The following is an 18976-nucleotide window of genomic DNA, read 5'->3' as shown; positions in this document are numbered from 1 at the left end:
AATGACGATGTCGACACGTTCAAACACAGCCGACCGGGCAAACACAGCCGATCGGGCCAACACCGCCGATCAGGCCCTGACCGACAATGCCGAAGGCATGAGCTATCTGAACCGCCTGCCGCGGCGGATCGTGATGCTCTATTTGCCGATGGCCGTCTTCGTCTTCGTGCTGCTCTTCCCGTTCTACTGGATGGCGATCACCGCGGTGAAACCCAACGAGCAGCTGACCGACTATACCAATTACAGCCCGTTCTGGGTGGTCGGACCGACGATTGCGCACATCAAATACCTGTTCCTCGAGACATCCTATCCGGGCTGGCTGTGGAACACGATGCTGGTCGCGGTCTGCTCCACCTTCCTCTCGCTGGTGGCGTCGGTCCTGGGCGCCTATGCCATCGAGCGCGTCCGCTTCACCGGCTCGCGTTCGGTCGGCCTGGTGATCTTCCTCGCCTATCTCGTGCCGCCGTCGATCCTCTTCATCCCGCTGGCCTTCATCGTCTTCAAGCTCGGCATCTACGACTCCCGGCTGGCGCTGATCTTCACCTACCCGACCTTCCTCATTCCCTTCTGCACCTGGCTGCTGATGGGTTACTTCCGCTCGATCCCCTTCGAACTGGAAGAAAGCGCCCTGGTGGATGGCGCCAACCGGTGGCAGATTTTGACCAAAATCATCCTGCCGCTCGCCGTGCCGGGGCTGATCTCAGCCGGGATCTTCGCCTTCACGCTCTCCTGGAACGAATTCATCTATGCCCTTACTTTCATTCAGTCATCGGAAAATAAGACCATTCCCGTCGGCGTGCTGACCGAACTGGTGCGCGGCGATGTCTTCGAATGGGGGGCGCTGATGGCGGGCGCCCTGTTCGGCTCGCTGCCGGTGGTCATCCTCTACTCGTTCTTCGTGGATTATTACGTGTCCTCGATGACCGGTGCGGTGAAGGAGTGACAGCGGCAAACGGCATGCCGAACCACGTTCGGCGGCCACAACGTCGAGCATGGGCCTTCTTGCGACACGTGGTATAGTTCAATTTCGGTCGTCCATCCGGACGACACGATAAAGGAATTATTCCATGGGAGACCAGAAGCGCCCGCTGCAACCCGGAGAAGCCGCGCCCCGATTCACGCTGGCGACGGCCAACTTCGACGGAACCGTCTCTTTCGCCGACTTGAGCGGCCGCCCGTTCCTGATCGGCTTCTTTCGCGGGCTGCACTGCCCGTTCTGCCGGCGTCAGCTGGAACAGCTTGCCGGCGTCGAGCCGACGCTACGCGCCGCCGGGGTGGAGACCGTGGCCGTCATCAATACACCGGTGGAACGTGCGCGGCTGTATTTCCGCCACCGGCCGACGCCGATAACGCTTCTGTGCGACCCGGACTGCCGCACGCATCGGGCCTACGGTGTGCCGCATGCCGAGTTCCTGCCCGATGGGAGCAGCGAGCAGCCCGAATGGCCCTATCGTACAACGATGGCGCAGTTTCAGGCGGTACGCATCAACCCCACCGGCGAACTGCCGGAACCGCTGCACCCGATGGAAGCCAACACGATACTCAACGCCAAGGACGGCTTCGAACTTACCGAAGCCGATCATGCGATCTTTGCGAACCACGGGACCCAGCTCGTCGGACACTTCCTGGTCAATGCGAAGGGCATCATCGGCTGGGCACAAATAGAGGGGCTCATCGAACCGAACAGCCTCTCCGTCTTCCCGACCGCGGCGGAGATCATCGCCGCCGCCGGCAGCCTTGGGCACTGACCTGCCGCGAACGGTCCGCCGGCATTGCCAACAAATCACAAGCGCTGCAAAAGCAGACCTGCAGCCAAGGCATGAAAGGCCTCGACGGCTTTCGGCAGCACGCTTTGCGGATTTTCGCTGGCGGCGATCCAGAGAGCCGCATTGAGCGCCACGCCGCTCAGCAACCGGGCCGTCGCCTCGGCGTCAAGCGGCTTGAGGATGCCTTGTGCGATCAGGTGCTCCACGGCCCTCTTGGTCACCTGCAGACAGGTGTTCTGGCTCGGCCATTGCGAGGGATCGCCCAGCACCGCCGGTCCGTCGAGCAGAACGATGCGTTGGACTTCCGGATTGAGCGCCATCTCGATGTAGGCCGCCGCCTCGGCGAGCAGGCCCTGCCAATCATTGCCCGCCCGAGCCCCGATCTCTTTGGCGCGCGCCGCCATCTCAGTGTCGATCTGCTCGACGACCGCCGCCAGCAGCCCGCGCTTGTCTCCGAAATTGTGGTAAAGCGCGCCGCGTGTCAGGCCGGCATCCGCCGTCAGCTCGTCCATCGAGGCTGCAGCGTATCCCTTTTCGGCAAACGCCTTTCGCGCCGCCGCGATCAATTTGAGCCGGTTTTCCTGCATGGTTTCGTTGCGTGGTTTCGCCATCCGACCCCTCAAATTCACATACGCAGCGTATATAAGATTGACATACGCCGCGTATGCTGAATACTACACATACGCACCGTATATCAAAGAGCGTGCAACCCTGTGAAGCGTGATGCCGCGTTGATCGGTCGTTGCCAACAAAGAAGAGAGACCGGAATGACCCGCCGCGAAGCAATCTTTCCTGCCGACAGACACGCTCTTTACGAAGAGCACGGCTATTCCGCCGCCATCCGTTCCGGTGATCTGCTGTTTGTGTCCGGACAGGTCGGCAGCCGTTCGGATGGCACACCCGAACCCGATTTCGAGTGCCAGGTAAGGCTGGCCTTTGAAAATCTGAAGGCGACGCTCAGTGCCGCCGGCTGTACGCCGGATGATATCGTCGACGTCACCACCTTCCACACCGACCCTGAAAACCAGTTCGCAACCATCATGGCGGTCAAGCAGGAGATTTTCAGCAAGCCGCCCTATCCGAACTGGACTGCGCTCGGCGTCAACTGGCTCGCCGGCTTCGATTTCGAGATAAAGGTCATCGCCCGTATTCCGACAGGCGAGTGACATCGCCACCCCCGGCACGGGAAACGCCCCCCAGCAGAAAGCGCGCGACTTTCACTGAGCCCGCTGGCCGGTGTCGAGAACTTGCCGACATCGCTCGCCGCTCCTATCTCAAGTCAACAGACTGATGGAGCGACGAGATGGAACTTGTGGCTGACACGCAACTCGATACGGCGATCGAGATCATTCCGCCGGAAGACACAAAAGACCAGGCCGATGGCCGTGTTTGCCTGTGCTGCGAGCGCCGGCGCCGGTGGATGGACGACGACGGCTGCGGCATTTGCGAGGAATGCCTGGCTTCGTGATCGACGCAAAGAGGGCACAAGGCGATGGCAATCCGCAGCGCCGGACTTCTCATCTATCGACGCGTGTCCAACGACTTCGAAGTCCTTCTCGTCCATCCCGGCGGCCCCTTCTGGGCGGAGAAGGACGAAGCTGCCTGGTCGATCCCGAAGGGATTGGTCGAGCCTGATGAGGATGAGTTGGCGGCGGCAATGAGGGAAACGGCCGAAGAGCTGGGTGTCGCCGTCGGCGGCATGTTCACTCCGCTCGGCGAATACCGGCAGCCGGGCGGCAAGATCGTCGTCGCGTGGTCGGTCGAAGCCGATCCGGTATTGGACGTGAACACGATACGAAGCTCTGAATTTCAAATGGAATGGCCGCCGAGATCGGGAGCGATAAAGAGCTTTCCGGAGGTGGACCGCGCAGGTTGGTTTTCCCTGGCCGAGGCGGGCACAAAACTCCTGAAAGGGCAGCGACCGATGCTCGCCGACCTCCTGAAACATCAGGAATGAGCGGCGCGAAATGATGATCCAGCCGCCCGTCTCGCCGCATGCATGCATGAGGCGCGCGGCAGCCATGCGTTGCTTCTGCGGCCATCCATCTCCATCTGACAGTCACAGCCGCCTCACTCAATCGAGACAATCGGCGCTGCGACCCGGCTTGGGCACGCGCGAGGAGACAATCATGAACGGCATATCGAAAACCCTGAACGACATGACGCTTGTCGAGCGCTCGAGCCTGCTCGACACCGTCGCCAATGCCCTTGAGGCAACCGCCGAGGAAGCCGAAGACGCGGGCGACGCCCGCTTCGTTGCCAACTCCATCTGCATCGCCAATACGATCCGAGGCCTATCCGGGGAGCTGGCGCCACGTGATCTGCGGGCGGCCGAGCTGCTCCTCGAGCAGGGTATCATGCTCGTCCACCAATTTTCCAATAGGACGAAACCCGGTGGAGAGGTTCATTAGCGCCATGCGCATAACGGGCCGGCAAAGCCGGCCCGTCCGCAATCACTGCTGCTCGATCGGCGCCGGCACCGCAGCCGGTGAAGCAGGCCGTCCAAGCCGATCGGCGACCAGCATCGACAGCATCATCTCCACCAGGCCATTGGTGGCGCCCTTTTCGCCGCCGGCGCCGCCGACCTGGATCTGCGGCACGAGCGGCAGCCTGCCGTTTTCGATCGCCTCGGCGAAGCGCATCAGCACCTGCGAGTGGAGCTGATAATCCGGCCCACCGAAGGCTGCGACCTTCTTTTCGGTGGCTTCTGCTTCCGCCAGACCGACGGCGCGCACCTTCTGGGCATCGGCCAAACCGGTCGCCTTGATGCGCTCGGCATCGGCAAGTGCGATCGACTTGATCCGGTCGGCCTCACCCAGGCCGGCAAGCCGCACCTTTTCCGCTTCGGCCTTGGCGGTAACCTGAATGGTTTCCGCCTGCTGGCGGGTGCGGGCGAGTTGCGCCTTGCCTTCGTTCTCGCTGATCTCGATGGTGAGCGCCGATGTCGTGATCTTGGCCTGCTGCTCGGCGAGCGCTTCCTTTTCGCGCAATGTGCGCTCCTGGATCGCCGCCGCCTCCTGCAATTTATAGGTCTCGACCTTCTCGACGGCGATCTGCCGCTCGCGCAGCTGGATCAGGATCTGCTCGATGCTGTTCTGACCGTTGTTGGCCCGCGGCGTGCCGATCAGCACTTCCTGCAGTTCGAGGCTGTAGGAGTTAAACTTCTCGCGCATTTCGTCGCCGGATTTGCGCTGGATTTCGCTGCGCTCCTGCAGCAGTTCGATCAAGGTCTTGGTCTGGGCGATATTCTTGAAATAGGCCGAGACCATCGGATCGAGCGTCTGTTCGACCAGCCGCTTGATATCCCCGAAACGCTGCACGACGAGAGGCGCCTTCATATAGTCGATATGGACAACCACCGAGAGCGGCAGCACCGGTTCGAACGCGTCCTTGGTGATCAGCGACACTTCGGAAAGATTCTCGTCCAGCCTGTGCTCGCCGAACTGTTCCTTCGTCCATTTGAGCACGAAGTTCGTGGTCGGCACGATGATGATATTGCCGGCATAGGTGTTGAACGCATATTTGCCCGGCAGAAGCGGCGTCGACCAGACACCGCGTGCGCCCGTCTCGACCAGCTCGCCGTGACGATAGGACTGGCCTGAAATATCCGCGCTCCGCCGGCCGGTATAGGAGACGACGACACCCACCGTGCCGACGTCGATGATCGTCTTCTCGACGAGTTCGACGGTCGCAAAGATGCGGTTGAGGAAATAACTGCCGTCGGCAAGCACCTGCAATTGCCGGCCGCGATAGCCGCCGGCATTGAGAAACTTCTCCGGATCCTGGAAATTATTGTGGAAGTTTGCATCTCTAGGATTGTTGGCAACGGTCGGCGCGATGATCTCGCCATCCGGCAACGCCGGACCGTCATGGATGGTAACGATGCCGATCAGGTCCTCGGCGTCATGAATGACGACGGGCTCGAAGCCATTCCGCTCGGTGATCAAGGTAGACATGTCGGCAAACAGTCTTTGTTCCGACGCGTTCAGGTTGACGGCATAGGTCGATTGGGCGGTCAGCACGATGAACTGCGCCAGGTTGATGGCATAGGTGCCTTCGCGCAGGATCTTGCGCTGCGGCCCCTTCTGGCCGCCCTTTGTCAGAAAGCCGCGCACATCCTGAAAATCATCGGCGTCGACATTCGAGGCAAGCGTCTGGGTCGGCGGCAACGGCTCGCCATCGCGAGCGAAGACATAGCCGATCTGGCCCTGCGGAATGGTCACGAGATTGGCGCGATGCATCGAATACTGGAACGGCATGAAGAAATGCAGGCCGCCGCGCACGACGTCCGGCTGGAAGCCGGCCTCGCCGTAGAGCGCGATGAAGCCATTGTCGACGGAGCCGCGAAAACTCCACAGCTTTTCGAGAATGCCGAGCCTGTCGTTGGGGATATAGCGGATCACGCCGCTCCACCGGAACAGCATGACCACCACGATGAACGGAAAGGCGATAACGATCGCTCTCCATCCCATCGGACCAAGATATTGCAGGTTTTCCATCTTTTTTCTCGTATGGGCGCACGGGTTCATCCACCCGATAGCCGCCCGGTTGGTATTGGTTGATAAGACGGGGAGATGGCGCGCCTATTGGCTCGACGCACCTAGGGTGTATCGAACGCTTGGGCTGCTCATTGTCTGGGAAAATGACCGCGGATCCCTCGTCCCCACCGAGGAACGGTGCGGTCGTTATGGTCTCACATCGGTGTCGCCTTGATAGACATGACGATGGAGGACGTAGGGATTGCGCCTTAAGGTTTAAAGACGCTCGATAGTAAAAATCCGGCAAGTACTTCCAGCGATTTCGATATTTCGAGCATTCAATTCTACTGAATTACACCGTTCAGGATGTTTGTTTCAGCCGGCGCCTTCGTTGAATGTGCCCGATGTTGCCGAAGCGTGGCTTTGAGCGCCGAACTGGCCCCACGAAATCTGCATTGCCGGCAGGCCCTGTCAGGCCTGCCGACAATCCGGCCATCAGTCAGCCTTTTTGCGATAGAGCAATGTCATGAGCGCAAGGACGCATCCTACAGCTCCGACAGTTGCGAAGATGTAGAAATTCCACTGCGGAGCCAGGCCTGCACCCAGAACAGCACCGCCGATGGCCGGTCCTATCATGCCGCCGATACGGCCGATGCCGAGCGAGAAGCCAAGGCCGGTTCCACGGATCTCGACCGGATAGAGGTTTCCAACGAGAATATTGGCGAGGATTTGCGTGCCGATCGTTCCCGTACCCGCAAGTGCGACGAGACCATAGACCTGCAGGCCCTGATCCACCTGTGTCAGCAGCCAGATCGAGCAGGCTCCGAGCAGAAACATGCCTGCGACGACAATCTTGACATTGCCGCGGTCGGCAATCCTCGCGCCGATCAGCAGGCCGATTGCGGCTCCGAGATTGAGGGTTACCGAGAACAGCAGGGCGGAACCGAGGTCATAGCCCATCTTGTTCATGATGGTCGGAAGCCAGTTGACCATACCGAATGTCAGCAGCAGCGAACAGAAGTGGATGCCCCATGCGTTCAAGGTCGGCAGCAGGCGACCTTCGGAGAACAGCGACCGGATGCCGACCTGTACAATAGGCTTGGCGATAGGATTGGGCAGCCCGTACTGGTCTGCGATCTGGTTGGCTTCGCTCTGGCGGTTCTTCGTTGCCAGCCATTCGGGAGATTCAGGGATGAGGCGAATGAAGAAAGGCAGAAGTAGGATCGGTGCGCCGCCGATGATCATCAGCGGACGCCATCCGTATTTCTGTATCAGCAGCATTCCGAGGATGCCCGAAATGATGCCGCCGGCGAGATAACCGAGAAGCGCAATCGAATAGGCCATCGCCTTCCGCTTCGGCGGGGAAAACTCGATGATCAATGCGGTTACCGTCGGAAAAAGAGCGCCAAGGCCCAGGCCGGCAAGAAAGCGTGTGCCCTCGAAAACGGAAAAGTTCGGCGCCAGCCCGCTGCCGATCATCATGATGGAGAAGCTCAGCAGACTACCGATGATGACCTTGCGGCGTCCGATCCTGTCAGCGAGCGTTCCCGCAACGAGAGCACCGAGCAGCATGCCGAACAGGGTGATGGCGGCAGCGCGTCCGACCATGCCGGGCGTCAAGCCCCAGCTGGCTTCGGCGAGCAATGCCGGAGCGACTGCGCCGTAAACGATCAGGTCATAGCCGTCGAACAGGATCAGCAGACCGCAAAGGGCGATGATGATATTCGGGCTGCGAACGCGTTCCTTGAAAATAGCGAGATCTTGTATGGCCAATTTTCCCTCCCCATACATCTGAGTACAGGAAGTACGCTCCTGCCAGCGGCAGGTCCGCGTCAATCCATGTACAAACCCTCCTCGATCATTGCCGGCGTGGTTCCTCCCAGCGCCAGACTCACCCACGAGGGGGCGATGTCAAGACAATGACGACACGCTATTAAATACTTGCGAATAAAATATTTGCAACTGCAAACTTTTCAGCTCGCAACTTTTCCCTTTCCGGATATTGCCGGCAGGTTGGCGTGCATGCGGCGCAGCGCCTTCTTCAGGGCTGCGACCTCCTCGTCCGACATGCCCTGAACCGCAGTGCGTTCAAGCTCCATGGCAAGCGGCATCAGCTTTTCGGTCAGCGCCTCGCCCTGCGGGGTCAGTCTGACGATGACGATACGGCCATTGTCTTCCGGACGTGTTCGCGACACCAGCTTGCGCTTAGCCAGCGTGCCGACGAGGCGCGACAGCGTCGAGATCTCGACGGAGACGACGTCGGCGAGATCCCCAAGCGTGCTCTCCCGGCGCTCCTTCAGCATGGCCAGAACCCGGTACATCGCCACGCTGAGATCGTCTTCGGCAATTCTCTGCGAGAATACCTCGGCTATCCGCACGCCGGCGCGGTTGAGAAGGTAGGGAACGGAATCGGTGAGTTTGTACATGTCTCTGTCTGCTGGCGGGATTCGGCTTGCTGAAGGCATCCTCCGACATGCACCTAAATTGCCGGGATGACAACATGATAGGCTTTCAGCCGCCGAGAACGGCAGGGCAGACCAGACATTTTCCCACGCGATTTATAAATTTGCATTGACAATAGTTGCAACTGCAATAATTTGACGTTCGAGGAGACACGGGAGGAAATCATGTCTGCCACTGCTGCCCTCGGCATAGCGCCGGCCCCCGCACCGATCAGCGATGCGTTTCGATCGACCATGCGCCGTTTCCCGGCGACGGTGACGGTCATTTCCGCCTGCCGCAACGGTGCGGATCATGGAATGACGGCAACGGCCGTCACATCGCTTTCGATGGATCCGCCCTCTCTTCTCATCTGCCTGAACAATCGCACCTATCTGCATGACATGCTGCTCGAGGTGCCGGAATTCGCGGTCAGCATTCTGACCGACAGGCAAGCCGCCGTGTCGGAAGGTTTCAGCGGCAAGATTGCGCCCGAGCGCCGGTTCGACGCTGCCGATTGGGTTCGCCATGAGCGTGGAATGATGGTGTTGGGCACCGCCCATGCCTCGGTCGTCTGCCGCCGCATGGGCGTCGTTCCCTATGGCACGCACACGATCTTCATCGGGCAGGTGGTGGATACACGCGTTTCCAACGACACCGTCGCATTGATGTACGAGAACTCGAAATATTGCGCGCCACTGCACGCGCTTCCCGCATCCCAGAACTGAAGGTCGTTCCATGAACAATACAGCCGCCCTTTTTCCCGCCTCGGCGCGGGTCGAGACCGCATGTCTTGCCGATCGCATCGTCCCGGTACTGGACGAAATCCGTGCCGGTGCGCGCGATACGGAAAAATTGGGCCGCGTGCCGGCGCGCAATATCGATCTGCTGCGCTCGGCCGGCTATTTCGATATCGTCAAGCCGGCCCGTTTCGGCGGCGCCGAAGGATCGTTTGCCGAGCTTGTCGATGCTAATATCGAACTGTCGTCGGCCTGTGCCTCCACCGGCTGGGTGGCCGGCCTGCTTTCCGCGCATCAATGGCTGCTCGCCATGTTCGACGAACGGGTTCAGCAGGAGGTGTGGGGCGGCAATCCGGATGCGCTGCTCTGCGGTTCCTATGCGCCGGTCCGCATGGCTAAACGCGTCGAGGGTGGTTTTCGGCTATCCGGCGACTGGGCCTTTGCCAGCGGATGCGAAAATGCAGGATGGGCGCTCTGTGCGGCGATCATTCCGCCGAAAGGCGAGGGCGAGCGTCCGGTGCCGGCGTTTCTTCTGGTTCCCGCCGGCGATTATACCATTGCCGAGACCTGGGATGTCGTCGGCCTCGCCGGCACCGGCTCGAAGAGCCTGATCCTCGAAGAGGTCTTCGTTCCGGAATACCGCATGCTGAGCTTTGCGGATGCGACCTCCGGCAGAACGCCGGGCGGGCGTGGCTACAAGGGCATCGGCCTTTTCAACATTCCGCTCCTCATGGGCATTCCCTTCTGCCTCGGCAGCGCCGCCGTCGGTGCGGCGAAGGGCGCACTCGACAGCTATATCGGCCACATCGGGACCCGCGTGACACGGGGTGCGGTTGCCGGTGGCAACAACAAGATCGCGGAGTTTCCGACGATCCAGCTTCGCGTGGCGGAAGCCTCCGCATCGGTCGACGCCGCCCGCGAAATCCTTCTGCGCGATATTGCCCGGGCGCAGCAATTGGCCCAGGCCCGCGAGGATGGCGCCGCAGAAATCACCGAGGAAGATCGGATTCTCGCCCGCCGCAGCCAATCCTTTGCGGTCAGCCTGGCGCTTCGGGCCGTGGAGGCACTCAATGCATCGACAGGCGGCCTCGGCCTGCAGATGTCCAACCCGGTTCAGCGCGCCTGGCGCGACGCAAATGCCGTCGGGCGCCACATTTCCATGAACTGGGATGCCGTCGGCACCATGGTTGGCCAGCAGCTGCTCGGCCTTCCGCCCAAGGGACAATTCTGACCCGCCACCCTCATCGTTTCGATCGAAGACAGGAAAGAGAGCATATCGTGCAAGGCAAGATCGCGCTTGAAGAACATTTCGCCATTCCCGAGACGCTGCAGGATTCGGCCGGATTCGTGCCGGGCGACTACTGGACGGAACTGTCCGCTCGGCTTCTCGATATCCAGGACAAGCGTTTGCGGCTGATGGATGCCCACGGCATCGAAAAAATGATCCTGTCGCTGAACGCTCCGGCCGTGCAGGCGATCCCGGATAAGGCCAAGGCCCTGGAGATTTCCCGGCGCGCCAACGACTTTCTGGCGGAGCAATGCGTCAAGAACCCCAACCGTTTTCTGGGGTTTGCCGCTTTGCCCCTGCAGGATCCGGATGCGGCAACGCAGGAACTGCAGCGCTGCGTAACGACGCTGGACTTCGTCGGCGCACTGGTCAACGGCTTCTCGCAGGAGGGCGACGGAACGACGCCGCTCTATTACGACCTGCCGCAATACCGCCCGTTCTGGGCCGAAGTCGAAAAACTCAACGTTCCCTTCTATCTGCATCCGCGCAACCCGCTGCCGCAGGACAGCCGGATCTATGCCGGCCACTCCTGGCTGATGGGTCCGACATGGGCGTTCGCGCAGGAGACCGCAGTTCATGCGCTGCGCCTGATGGGATCCGGCCTATTCGACGAACATCCGGCTTTGCGGATCATCGTCGGTCACATGGGGGAGGGGCTGCCCTTCATGATGTGGCGCATCGACAACCGGAATGCCTGGGTCAAGGTGGAAAAGAACTATCCGGCCAAACGCCCGATCGCCGATTATTTCAACGAGAATTTCTACATCACGACGTCGGGGAATTTCCGCACGCAATCGCTGATCGATGCTATGCTGGAAATCGGCGCGGACAGAATTCTGTTTTCGACAGACTGGCCATTCGAAAACATCGACCATGCTGCAAACTGGTTCGACAGCGCCACCATTTCCGAAGCCGACCGGCTGAAGATCGGTCGCACCAATGCGGTTTCACTGTTCAAGCTCGATCGATAGCATGGTCGCACCTTTCAGATATACGGCCAGCGCGGCTGAGATCATCTTCGGGAGCGGCTCACTGAGCCGTCTCGCCGAGGCGGTGGCAAAGCAGGGCGGCAAACGCGCCCTGATCCTTTCGACCCCACACCAGAAGCTGGAGGCAGAACGCATCGCTGCCTCCCTCGGCCCGCTCGCGGCGGGACTGTTCCACGAGGCGGCGATGCATACGCCGGTCGATGTGACCGAACGTGCGATGGCTAGATACAACCAAGCCGGCGCCGATTGCGTCGTCGCGATCGGCGGCGGATCGACGATCGGCCTCGGCAAGGCAATCGCCTATCGCAACGACGCGCCGCAAATCGTGGTGGCGACGACCTATGCGGGCTCGGAGGTCACACCGATCCTCGGCCAGACGGAGAACGGCCAGAAGACGACGGTTCGTGGTTCCCGCATCCTGCCCGAAGTGGTGATCTACGATCCTGAATTGACATTGAGCCTGCCGATCGAGATCAGCGTCAGCAGCGGGCTCAATGCAATGGCGCATGCGGTCGAAGGTCTCTACGCACAGGACCGCAATCCAATCTCGTCAATGATGGCGATCGAGGGCCTGCGGGCGCTGAAGCACGCTCTGCCTCAGATCGTCCAAGCCCCTCGGGACATCGAAGCGCGAAGCGAAGCGCTTTACGGGTCCTGGCTATGCGGCACGGTGCTCGGAACGGTCGGGATGGCCCTGCACCACAAGCTTTGCCATACGCTGGGCGGCAGCTTCGATCTGCCGCATGCCGAAACCCATGCGGTCGTTCTTCCCCATTCCGCTGACTATAACGCCGCAGCCGCAACGGATGCGCTAAGGCCTGCCTCAGAGCTTTTCGGCGGCTCGCTCGGCCGCGGTCTTTATGATTTTGCCGCTTCGATCGGCGCCCCCCTGGCGCTGCGAGATCTCGGCATGAAGGAGGCCGATCTGGACCGCGCGGCGGAAATCGCCGCCCGGAATCCCTATTGGAACCCACGTCCGATCGAAGGAAACGCGATCCGGGCTTTGCTGCAGAGCGCCTGGGAGGGCGCGCGGCCGCGCTAACGCCTCAGGAGGATGGCCACGTGCCTGAATATTTCAGTGAAGAGAGATCCGTGGAAGCCGTCAACGCGCGCATGGGGCGGGACGTCAATCCGCGCCTGGCCGAAATCATGGCGTCACTCGTCAAACACCTGCATGCTTTTGCCAGGGATATCAGCCTGAGCCAGGAGGAATGGGCATTGGCCATCGGCTTCCTGACCCGAACCGGCCATCTCTGTCATAACGAGCGACAGGAGTTCATCCTGCTCAGCGATACGCTTGGTTTGTCGATGCTTGTGGATGCGATCAACAACCGGCGTCCGCCGGGCGCCACGGAAAATACCGTGTTCGGACCATTCCATGTCGAAGGGGCGCCCATACGGCATATGGGTGAAAACATCTCGCTCGACGGCAAGGGCGAGAGTTGTCTGTTCATCGGGCGGGTGCTCGATCTTAACGGCAATCCGATCGAGGGAGCCCGGATCGATGTCTGGTCGGATAATGCCGATGGGTTCTACGACGTCCAGCAGCCGGATATCCAGCCGAAATGGAACAACCGGGGCATTTTCGTCACCGGCGCCGATGGCGCCTATAGTTTTGTCGGCATCAAACCGGTCTCCTATCCGATCCCGGATGACGGCCCGGTCGGCCAGATGCTGGCCTCCCTCGGCCGCCATCCCTATCGTCCCGCCCACACCCATTACCTGATCACGGCTCCGGGTTATCAGAAGCTCGTAACCCACACGTTCGTCGGCGACGATCCCTATCTGGAATCCGATACGGTGTTTGGCGTAAAACACAGCCTTGTCGCGCCTTTCGAGCGCATAGATCGTCCGACCATCTGGCGCTCCGATTTCGATTTCGTGCTGACGCCGATCGAGGACAGACGATGATTGTTGCCCGCTATGCGGTATCCGACCCCGGCAAGGCCGCAGAACGCTCGCGATTGCTCGAGAACCACAAGGCCTATCTGCAAGGCGCAGCGATCCGCATCCTGCTTTCCGGCCCTTCCGCGCCGCCGGCGGAGGGCAGAGGTTCAACCGCCCTCGTGATCGCGGACGTCGAGACGCTCGCCGAGTTCGTGGCCTTCAGTGCGGAAGACCCCTTCGTGCGCTCCGGTGTTTACGCGAGCGTCGAGATATTCGAATGGCGGCCCACGCTGGGGCTTCTTCTGGAAAGGCTCTCCGACGGCGGCTGAAACCTGACGATCGCGGACCTTAACTGCCTATGCCGGCCATATCGAACACGGCCGCATTGTCCTGAATCTCGCGCAGCCCCTTATACGACGCATGGCGCAGACTGCCGTCGTCCGTCCAGCCGCGAAACTCGATCTCGGCGATGAGGGTCGGCTGCACGAAGACGTAGTTCTTGCCCCTCAGGGGAACGACCGGCCGGCTCGTCTTCAGCCGGTCGAGCGTCTTTTTCAGATGCTCGGCATCGCCCGCGCTGAAACCGGTTCCGACCGACCCCACGGAAACCCAGTCGAAACCCTTCCTGCCGGCGAGCAGCAGGCTGCCGATGCCGCCGCGGGCGGATGCCGATTGTTCGTAGCCGACGATCATGAAGCTCTCGCTCTCGACGCATTTGATCTTCAGCCAGTCGCCGGTGCGGCCGCTGCCATAGGGCCGGTCGCGATGCTTGGCGATGATACCTTCCATATGATGGTGGCAGGCGTGTTCAAGGAGGTCCTCGGCCGGCAGGTCTATCTCTTCGGAAAAGCGGATCGTCCGGTTGCCGCCTTCCGGTATCAGGTCTCCAAGAAGGTGACGGCGCACGGCGAGCTCGGTGCCGGTGAGGTCATGCCCGTCAAGGTATAAAAGGTCGAAGGCGTAAAGAATGGACTCGCTCGAGGCCCGCTTGCCGCCGCGACCGCCGAGCGACCGTTGCAGCGCGCCGAAATCCGATCGGCCGTGCTCGTCCAAAACCACCGCTTCCCCGTCCAGTATGGCGGTGGTCACGCCGAGTTCTTTGGCGGCCGCGGCGATGGTGGGAAAGCGATGCGTCCAGTCATGGCCGCCGCGGGTGATGACACGAACGCCCTTCGGCTCGATGTGGATCGCTAGCCGGTAGCCGTCCCACTTCGCCTCGTAGAGCCAATCCGGCCCGATCGGCACGCTGGGCTTCAGCAGTGCGAGGCACGGCTCGATCCTCGCCGGCATTGGATCGAACGGAAGGCTTGGCTGGTCGGGATCGCGCTTGCGGATCGGACGAGACTGCAGCGTCGCGTTGGACTTGTTGAGGAATGGCAATGAGGGTCGGCGCGAGCGTGTCATGATCGTTGTCTGTCCTTCCCGGACTGGTTTTCAGGCTCTTCTCCAAACACGATGTCGCCTTTCCCACTCTGCTCAATCGGATCTAGGTCCGGCGAGTATTTCGGCAAGAACCGTAGCCTGACGCCGCAGACGCTACACGGGCTGCACACTCCGGTCCTTCGGCAGCGAGATCGTCATCGCCGCGGCGACGGCGGCCGTAAATGCAACGGCGAGATAGATGCCGCTGAAACTCTCAGTCGAGGTCTGGATCACGCCGCCAAAGAAGTTCCCAGCAGTGCCGCCGATGCCTTGGAGCACGGTGCAGATGCCTAAGACAGTCACCGCGACGCGGGGCGTGGCGCGATGTGAGACGTAGGCCGGCAGCAAGCCATAGATCGGATAAAAGCCCAGCGAAAAGAAGATGCCGGACAGAATCGAGAGTTCCATCGAGGGATCGAGGACGACGAGGGCGCCGGCGGCGAGGAAGCTTGAGTAACAGGTAAGCATGGCATAGCGCGATCCGAGACGCGACGATATTGTGCCAATGGCGAAGCCCGCGCCGATCCCCACCGCCCCGATCGTTGCCCAGAGCCATGAGGCAAAGCCGACGGAGTAGCCGAGTTCCTCGCGCAGGAACGGCGAGAGATAGGTGAGATAGGGATATGGCATCAGGCCGTTTATGAAGCCGAGCGCGAAGATCAGCGTCACCCATGGCATGATGGAGCGCAGGCTTGCCGAACCGCCGGCCGTTGGCGCCAGCGTTTCGCCACTTGTCCCGCTGTCGAAGAGGCCGGCCCGCCCGAAGAGAATGTGGGTGACGACGGCCAGCGCGATCGTGGCCGCGCCTGTGAGGAACCAGACCATCTGCCAGTGACCGCTTCCGGCGTATGCCGCCACGAGTGCGCTGTTGATGAGGACGCCAAAGGCCGGGGCGCTGGAGATCAGGCTCATGGCAAAGCCGCGCTGTTCTGTTCTTACCACCCGCGAGGCAAGATTAATCATCGGCACGAAAGTCGATGCGCCAGTCGCGCCGGCGATCATCAGCAGGCCGGCAACCACATAGAGATTGTCGTTGATGGGGATGCTCGACAGGCAGAGCCCACAGAGCGACACGGACGCCACCACCGTCCGTGCGGCGCCGATGCGATGGACGAGCCAGGTACCGAGCACGGCGAATGCCACTGTGGAAAACTGCACCAGGCCGGTGACCGTGCCGACGAAGGCATAGTCGAAGGCAAGATCTTTCCGCATGTCGGGGATGATCTGAGGAAAAAGGCTGAGGCCGAATCCGTAACACGTGCCGACGCAGGCGATCATGACGGCTAGGAGGACGTTATCATGGATACGCACGCTAGTCATGATGATCGACCTCTGTTGGCAACCGTGTTCGCGCTCCGGCTCGACGCGATGATCATCTAGCATGAGCAGTCGGCGGACTGTCGGATCTGCGACGCCGGCGGCCTAAAACGCATACAAATGGGACCGCCGAGCACGCGCTACGGCGTGCTCGCCTATGCTGTTCGCCGAACCAATCAAGCCGCCGAAACAGCCAGCTCGATCGATCACCCGTTGACGCTCCGAACGCTCGCAACGCTGCCGCCGCAGGCCGCGCGGCGCTGAGCAAGCACCTTAACCGAAAAGAACGCGTAGACGATCAACGGAAGGCAGACGAGATAGGATGTCCTGATGCCCGCATGTTCGGCAATGAAACCGAGCAGCGGCGGCGCCAGGAAGAAGACCACGAAGGTCATCTGGCCAAGGGCGGCGACGTTGAGATGCGCCGCGCGATCTGTGCGCTGGGCCGCCGCCGAGACGGCGAGAGGATAGACCGCGCTGCAGCCGGCGCCCATCGCGGCAAAGCCCGCCAGTGCCACATAGGCATGCGGAGCGCCCCAGACAGCGCAAACGCCGATAGCCGAAAGGACAAGCAACATCGTGGCGACGGCCCGCGGGCCAAACCGATCGACCAGCGGATCGACGAACAGGCGCGCCAGTGCCATGCAGAAAGTAAAGAGGGTCAATCCTAGTCCGCCAATGAAGGGCTCGACTGAAAACACGTCGCGCATATAGATCGCCGACCAGTCGATCCCGGCACCTTCGACGAGAAAGGCCGCGATGCCGATCACGCAGAGCGGCATGAGGCTCCGGGTGGGAAGCGCCACCAGTGGCGCCTTGCCTTCATTCAACGGGGTCCGCGCGGGCGCATTGCGCATACCTGAAATCGCCCAGACGCCGAGCACAAGTACCGCTGCAAAGGTCACGGCGAGATGGAGTTGCATCGAAATACCGGCTTGGCGGACGACCGAGGAGACAAGCGCCGTGACGAAGAAGCCGAGGCTCCAAAAACCATGCGCCCTGTTCATCACGCCGCGTCCCAACTGTGCTTCGATGCGATCAATCTCGACATTGAGATTGATCTCCAGCGCCCCGGCGAGCATCCCCTCGACGAAAAGCACACAGAACACGACCGGCGCCGCACCAATCCACGGCACCAGCGACAGCAGCGCAGACGTGCCGAGAACAGTAATGAATGCCGTTGTCCGCGCGCCAAGCCGGGCGATCACGGGCGAAGACAAAGTCAACGAAATCAAGGCGCCGATCGCCGCCCCTATCAATGTCAACCCAAGCTCCGACTTGTCGACGTCAAGTGCAACCTGCAAATCCGGCATCCTCGACAACAGCGCCCCCAGCGACACGGCGAAGAGAAAGAAGCAGACATAGATCCGCTGCTGCGGCGCGATTTTCATGATGCAACTCCGGGAATTGACGCTCGAAGCCGAACGCGCGCTTTTGGACTTGTGATATCTAACTCACAGGGCCGGAGATCAAAACTTTTTTCTGAGGAGATGCGACGGAGCAAGCGATCTTGGGGACCGGCGATTTGCCTGGGCTGCCAAACCATAGGCAGGGCGGCTGGCTTTCTCGACCGCTGCCGGCGGGGACGTTCCGGATCAAGCGCCATGCGGGCGCTTCTGCCTGGCCGATGCTGGCGGTCTAAAGCGCCAACCGCAACTGCGGCTCCATTTTAGCGGCCCGCCGTTCCACCGACGATAGCGAGACGCCGAGTAGAATCACGCTCTCACGGCATCTGAGCACCGCCGACGGCGACATAGACCGAATAGATCGAACGCGTCGCCGCAATGAACAGCCGGTTGCGCTTGGGACCACCGAAGGTGAGGTTGGCGACGGTTTGCGGCACGCGGATCTTGCCGATCAGTTTGCCGGCCGGATCGAAGCAATGCACGCCATCACCGGCACTCGACCAGAGGTTTCCGTTCACGTCGGTGCGGATGCCGTCCGGAATGCCGTTGTCGATGAGGCAGAAGACGCGGCCGTTTTCAAGCTTGAGGCCGTCGGCCACGTCGAAAGCCCTTATATGGCGTGGCAGGCTTTCATCATGGCTTGCCGCCGAATCCGCCACGTAAAGAATCGTCTCGTCGGGAGAGAAGGCCAGACCGTTCGGCTGGATGAAATCCGTGACGACAGCCGCAAGCCCCCCGGTCTCCGGATCGAGCCGGTAGACGTTGCGGGTCGGCTGCTCCGGCACGGCGCGATAGCCTTCATAATCCGACATGATGCCGTAGGTGGGGTCGGTGAACCAAATCGTGCCGTCGGATTTCACCACCACGTCGTTCGGCGAATTGAGCCTGGCGCCTTCGAAACGATCGGCGAGCACGGTGATCGAGCCGTCGACCTCGGTGCGGGTGACGCGGCGCCCGCCATGCTCGCAGGAAATCAGCCGTCCCTGCCGGTCGCGCGTGTGGCCGTTGGCGAAATTGGAGGGTTGCCGATAGACGGAGACGCCGCTCTCCGGCGTCCATCGCAGCATGCGCTGATTGGGAATATCGCTCCAGAGCAGCTGGTTCGCATCGTTGAACCAGACGGGACCCTCCGCCCAGCGGCAGCCGGCATAGAGTTCGTCGAGGGCGGCGCTCGTGACGATCATCTGCCGGAAGCGCGGGTCGTGGATTTCATAGATACTGGCCTCGGCCATGGCGGTCTTTCC

20 protein-coding genes are annotated in these 18976 nt (G+C 61.1%); 12 read left to right on the top strand and 8 right to left on the bottom strand.

What is annotated here, in order from left to right:
• The first annotated feature begins 7 nt into the window (after nucleotides 1-7).
• Both QMO80_RS25220 and QMO80_RS25215 read left to right on the top strand, forming a co-directional pair.
• On the top strand, nucleotides 8-943 hold the full coding sequence (locus tag QMO80_RS25220; protein ID WP_283201069.1) for a carbohydrate ABC transporter permease: 936 nt from the start codon (nucleotides 8-10) through the stop codon (nucleotides 941-943).
• Nucleotides 944-1067: 124 nt separating this feature from the next.
• Nucleotides 1068-1748 carry a redoxin domain-containing protein gene (locus tag QMO80_RS25215; protein ID WP_283201068.1) on the top strand — a complete coding sequence of 227 codons (681 nt, stop codon included), beginning with the start codon at nucleotides 1068-1070 and terminating at the stop codon, nucleotides 1746-1748.
• Nucleotides 1749-1783: 35 nt separating this feature from the next.
• On the opposite strand, the gene QMO80_RS25210 is transcribed toward QMO80_RS25215, so the two are convergent.
• Nucleotides 1784-2377, bottom strand: coding sequence for a TetR/AcrR family transcriptional regulator (locus tag QMO80_RS25210; RefSeq protein ID WP_283201067.1), 594 nt, complete (start codon nucleotides 2375-2377; stop codon nucleotides 1784-1786).
• 156 nt (nucleotides 2378-2533) lie between these two features.
• On the opposite strand from QMO80_RS25210, the gene QMO80_RS25205 reads away from it, so the two are divergent.
• The 4 genes from QMO80_RS25205 to QMO80_RS25190 all read left to right on the top strand — a co-directional run bounded on the left by QMO80_RS25205 (nucleotide 2534) and on the right by QMO80_RS25190 (nucleotide 4177).
• The gene (locus QMO80_RS25205; RefSeq protein ID WP_283201218.1) at nucleotides 2534-2932 is read left to right on the top strand and encodes a RidA family protein; all 399 of its coding nucleotides are present in this window, start codon (nucleotides 2534-2536) and stop codon (nucleotides 2930-2932) included.
• A 137-nt stretch (nucleotides 2933-3069) separates the two neighbouring features.
• The gene (locus QMO80_RS25200; protein ID WP_283201066.1) at nucleotides 3070-3234 is read left to right on the top strand and encodes a hypothetical protein; all 165 of its coding nucleotides are present in this window, start codon (nucleotides 3070-3072) and stop codon (nucleotides 3232-3234) included.
• A gap of 24 nt (nucleotides 3235-3258) precedes the next feature.
• Nucleotides 3259-3723: an NUDIX domain-containing protein gene (locus QMO80_RS25195; protein ID WP_283201065.1), complete on the top strand. Its 465-nt coding sequence runs from the start codon at nucleotides 3259-3261 to the stop codon at nucleotides 3721-3723.
• Between the two features lie 172 nt (nucleotides 3724-3895).
• On the top strand, nucleotides 3896-4177 hold the full coding sequence (locus tag QMO80_RS25190) for a hypothetical protein (protein ID WP_283201064.1): 282 nt from the start codon (nucleotides 3896-3898) through the stop codon (nucleotides 4175-4177).
• A gap of 42 nt (nucleotides 4178-4219) precedes the next feature.
• On the opposite strand, the gene QMO80_RS25185 is transcribed toward QMO80_RS25190, so the two are convergent.
• From QMO80_RS25185 to QMO80_RS25175, 3 genes are all read right to left on the bottom strand, one after another.
• On the bottom strand, nucleotides 4220-6265 hold the full coding sequence (locus QMO80_RS25185) for an SPFH domain-containing protein (protein WP_283201063.1): 2046 nt from the start codon (nucleotides 6263-6265) through the stop codon (nucleotides 4220-4222).
• 474 nt (nucleotides 6266-6739) lie between these two features.
• Nucleotides 6740-8035, bottom strand: a complete 1296-nt coding sequence (locus QMO80_RS25180; protein WP_283201217.1) for an aromatic acid/H+ symport family MFS transporter — start codon at nucleotides 8033-8035, stop codon at nucleotides 6740-6742.
• Nucleotides 8036-8217: 182 nt separating this feature from the next.
• Nucleotides 8218-8670 (bottom strand): MarR family winged helix-turn-helix transcriptional regulator, encoded by a 453-nt coding sequence (locus tag QMO80_RS25175; protein ID WP_283201062.1) that lies wholly within the window; start codon nucleotides 8668-8670, stop codon nucleotides 8218-8220.
• Between the two features lie 201 nt (nucleotides 8671-8871).
• Between QMO80_RS25175 and QMO80_RS25170 the strand changes: the two genes are divergently transcribed.
• The 6 genes from QMO80_RS25170 to QMO80_RS25145 are packed head-to-tail and all read left to right on the top strand — an operon-like array spanning nucleotide 8872 to nucleotide 13916.
• Complete coding sequence (locus QMO80_RS25170) at nucleotides 8872-9411, top strand: flavin reductase family protein (protein WP_283201061.1); 540 nt, start codon at nucleotides 8872-8874, stop codon at nucleotides 9409-9411.
• 10 nt (nucleotides 9412-9421) lie between these two features.
• Complete coding sequence (locus QMO80_RS25165) at nucleotides 9422-10654, top strand: flavin-dependent monooxygenase (protein ID WP_283201060.1); 1233 nt, start codon at nucleotides 9422-9424, stop codon at nucleotides 10652-10654.
• A gap of 47 nt (nucleotides 10655-10701) precedes the next feature.
• On the top strand, nucleotides 10702-11682 hold the full coding sequence (tsdA, locus tag QMO80_RS25160) for a gamma-resorcylate decarboxylase (RefSeq protein WP_283201059.1): 981 nt from the start codon (nucleotides 10702-10704) through the stop codon (nucleotides 11680-11682).
• Between the two features lies 1 nt (nucleotide 11683).
• Nucleotides 11684-12742, top strand: a complete 1059-nt coding sequence (locus tag QMO80_RS25155) for a maleylacetate reductase (protein ID WP_283201058.1) — start codon at nucleotides 11684-11686, stop codon at nucleotides 12740-12742.
• A 20-nt stretch (nucleotides 12743-12762) separates the two neighbouring features.
• Nucleotides 12763-13611, top strand: a complete 849-nt coding sequence (locus tag QMO80_RS25150) for a dioxygenase (protein WP_283201057.1) — start codon at nucleotides 12763-12765, stop codon at nucleotides 13609-13611.
• Nucleotides 13608-13916, top strand: coding sequence for a YciI family protein (locus QMO80_RS25145; protein WP_283201056.1), 309 nt, complete (start codon nucleotides 13608-13610; stop codon nucleotides 13914-13916). Before QMO80_RS25150 ends, QMO80_RS25145 begins: the two co-directional genes overlap by 4 nt.
• A 19-nt stretch (nucleotides 13917-13935) precedes the next feature.
• Here the strand turns inward: QMO80_RS25145 and ligD are convergent, their stop codons facing one another.
• From ligD to QMO80_RS25125, 4 genes are all read right to left on the bottom strand, one after another.
• A complete protein-coding gene (ligD, locus tag QMO80_RS25140) occupies nucleotides 13936-14991 on the bottom strand; it encodes a non-homologous end-joining DNA ligase (RefSeq protein ID WP_283201055.1) in 1056 nt (351 codons plus the stop codon).
• Nucleotides 14992-15123: 132 nt separating this feature from the next.
• A complete protein-coding gene (locus QMO80_RS25135; RefSeq protein WP_283201054.1) occupies nucleotides 15124-16329 on the bottom strand; it encodes an MFS transporter in 1206 nt (401 codons plus the stop codon).
• A 203-nt stretch (nucleotides 16330-16532) separates the two neighbouring features.
• On the bottom strand, nucleotides 16533-17717 hold the full coding sequence (locus QMO80_RS25130) for an MFS transporter (RefSeq protein WP_283201053.1): 1185 nt from the start codon (nucleotides 17715-17717) through the stop codon (nucleotides 16533-16535).
• 332 nt (nucleotides 17718-18049) lie between these two features.
• Nucleotides 18050-18964, bottom strand: a complete 915-nt coding sequence (locus tag QMO80_RS25125) for an SMP-30/gluconolactonase/LRE family protein (protein ID WP_283201052.1) — start codon at nucleotides 18962-18964, stop codon at nucleotides 18050-18052.
• Nucleotides 18965-18976 lie beyond the last annotated feature (12 nt).

Origin of the sequence: Rhizobium sp. BT03 (assembly GCF_030053155.1) — a bacterium.
In the GTDB taxonomy this organism is placed as follows: domain Bacteria; phylum Pseudomonadota; class Alphaproteobacteria; order Rhizobiales; family Rhizobiaceae; genus Rhizobium.
Note: the sequence above shows the minus strand (reverse complement) of the source record. Positions and strands in the feature narration are given on the sequence as shown.

What these genes read in the sequence shown, in the direction of transcription:
- QMO80_RS25220 (WP_283201069.1), top strand. Translation starts at nt 8, where the DNA reads ATGTCGACACGTTCAAACACAGCCGACCGGGCAAACACAGCCGATCGG.
- QMO80_RS25215 (WP_283201068.1), top strand. Translation starts at nt 1,068, where the DNA reads ATGGGAGACCAGAAGCGCCCGCTGCAACCCGGAGAAGCCGCGCCCCGA.
- QMO80_RS25210 (WP_283201067.1), bottom strand. Translation starts at nt 2,377, where the DNA reads ATGGCGAAACCACGCAACGAAACCATGCAGGAAAACCGGCTCAAATTG.
- QMO80_RS25205 (WP_283201218.1), top strand. Translation starts at nt 2,534, where the DNA reads ATGACCCGCCGCGAAGCAATCTTTCCTGCCGACAGACACGCTCTTTAC.
- QMO80_RS25200 (WP_283201066.1), top strand. Translation starts at nt 3,070, where the DNA reads ATGGAACTTGTGGCTGACACGCAACTCGATACGGCGATCGAGATCATT.
- QMO80_RS25195 (WP_283201065.1), top strand. Translation starts at nt 3,259, where the DNA reads ATGGCAATCCGCAGCGCCGGACTTCTCATCTATCGACGCGTGTCCAAC.
- QMO80_RS25190 (WP_283201064.1), top strand. Translation starts at nt 3,896, where the DNA reads ATGAACGGCATATCGAAAACCCTGAACGACATGACGCTTGTCGAGCGC.
- QMO80_RS25185 (WP_283201063.1), bottom strand. Translation starts at nt 6,265, where the DNA reads ATGGAAAACCTGCAATATCTTGGTCCGATGGGATGGAGAGCGATCGTT.
- QMO80_RS25180 (WP_283201217.1), bottom strand. Translation starts at nt 8,035, where the DNA reads ATGTATGGGGAGGGAAAATTGGCCATACAAGATCTCGCTATTTTCAAG.
- QMO80_RS25175 (WP_283201062.1), bottom strand. Translation starts at nt 8,670, where the DNA reads ATGTACAAACTCACCGATTCCGTTCCCTACCTTCTCAACCGCGCCGGC.
- QMO80_RS25170 (WP_283201061.1), top strand. Translation starts at nt 8,872, where the DNA reads ATGTCTGCCACTGCTGCCCTCGGCATAGCGCCGGCCCCCGCACCGATC.
- QMO80_RS25165 (WP_283201060.1), top strand. Translation starts at nt 9,422, where the DNA reads ATGAACAATACAGCCGCCCTTTTTCCCGCCTCGGCGCGGGTCGAGACC.
- QMO80_RS25155 (WP_283201058.1), top strand. Translation starts at nt 11,684, where the DNA reads ATGGTCGCACCTTTCAGATATACGGCCAGCGCGGCTGAGATCATCTTC.
- QMO80_RS25145 (WP_283201056.1), top strand. Translation starts at nt 13,608, where the DNA reads ATGATTGTTGCCCGCTATGCGGTATCCGACCCCGGCAAGGCCGCAGAA.
- ligD (WP_283201055.1), bottom strand. Translation starts at nt 14,991, where the DNA reads ATGACACGCTCGCGCCGACCCTCATTGCCATTCCTCAACAAGTCCAAC.
- QMO80_RS25135 (WP_283201054.1), bottom strand. Translation starts at nt 16,329, where the DNA reads ATGACTAGCGTGCGTATCCATGATAACGTCCTCCTAGCCGTCATGATC.
- QMO80_RS25130 (WP_283201053.1), bottom strand. Translation starts at nt 17,717, where the DNA reads ATGAAAATCGCGCCGCAGCAGCGGATCTATGTCTGCTTCTTTCTCTTC.
- QMO80_RS25125 (WP_283201052.1), bottom strand. Translation starts at nt 18,964, where the DNA reads ATGGCCGAGGCCAGTATCTATGAAATCCACGACCCGCGCTTCCGGCAG.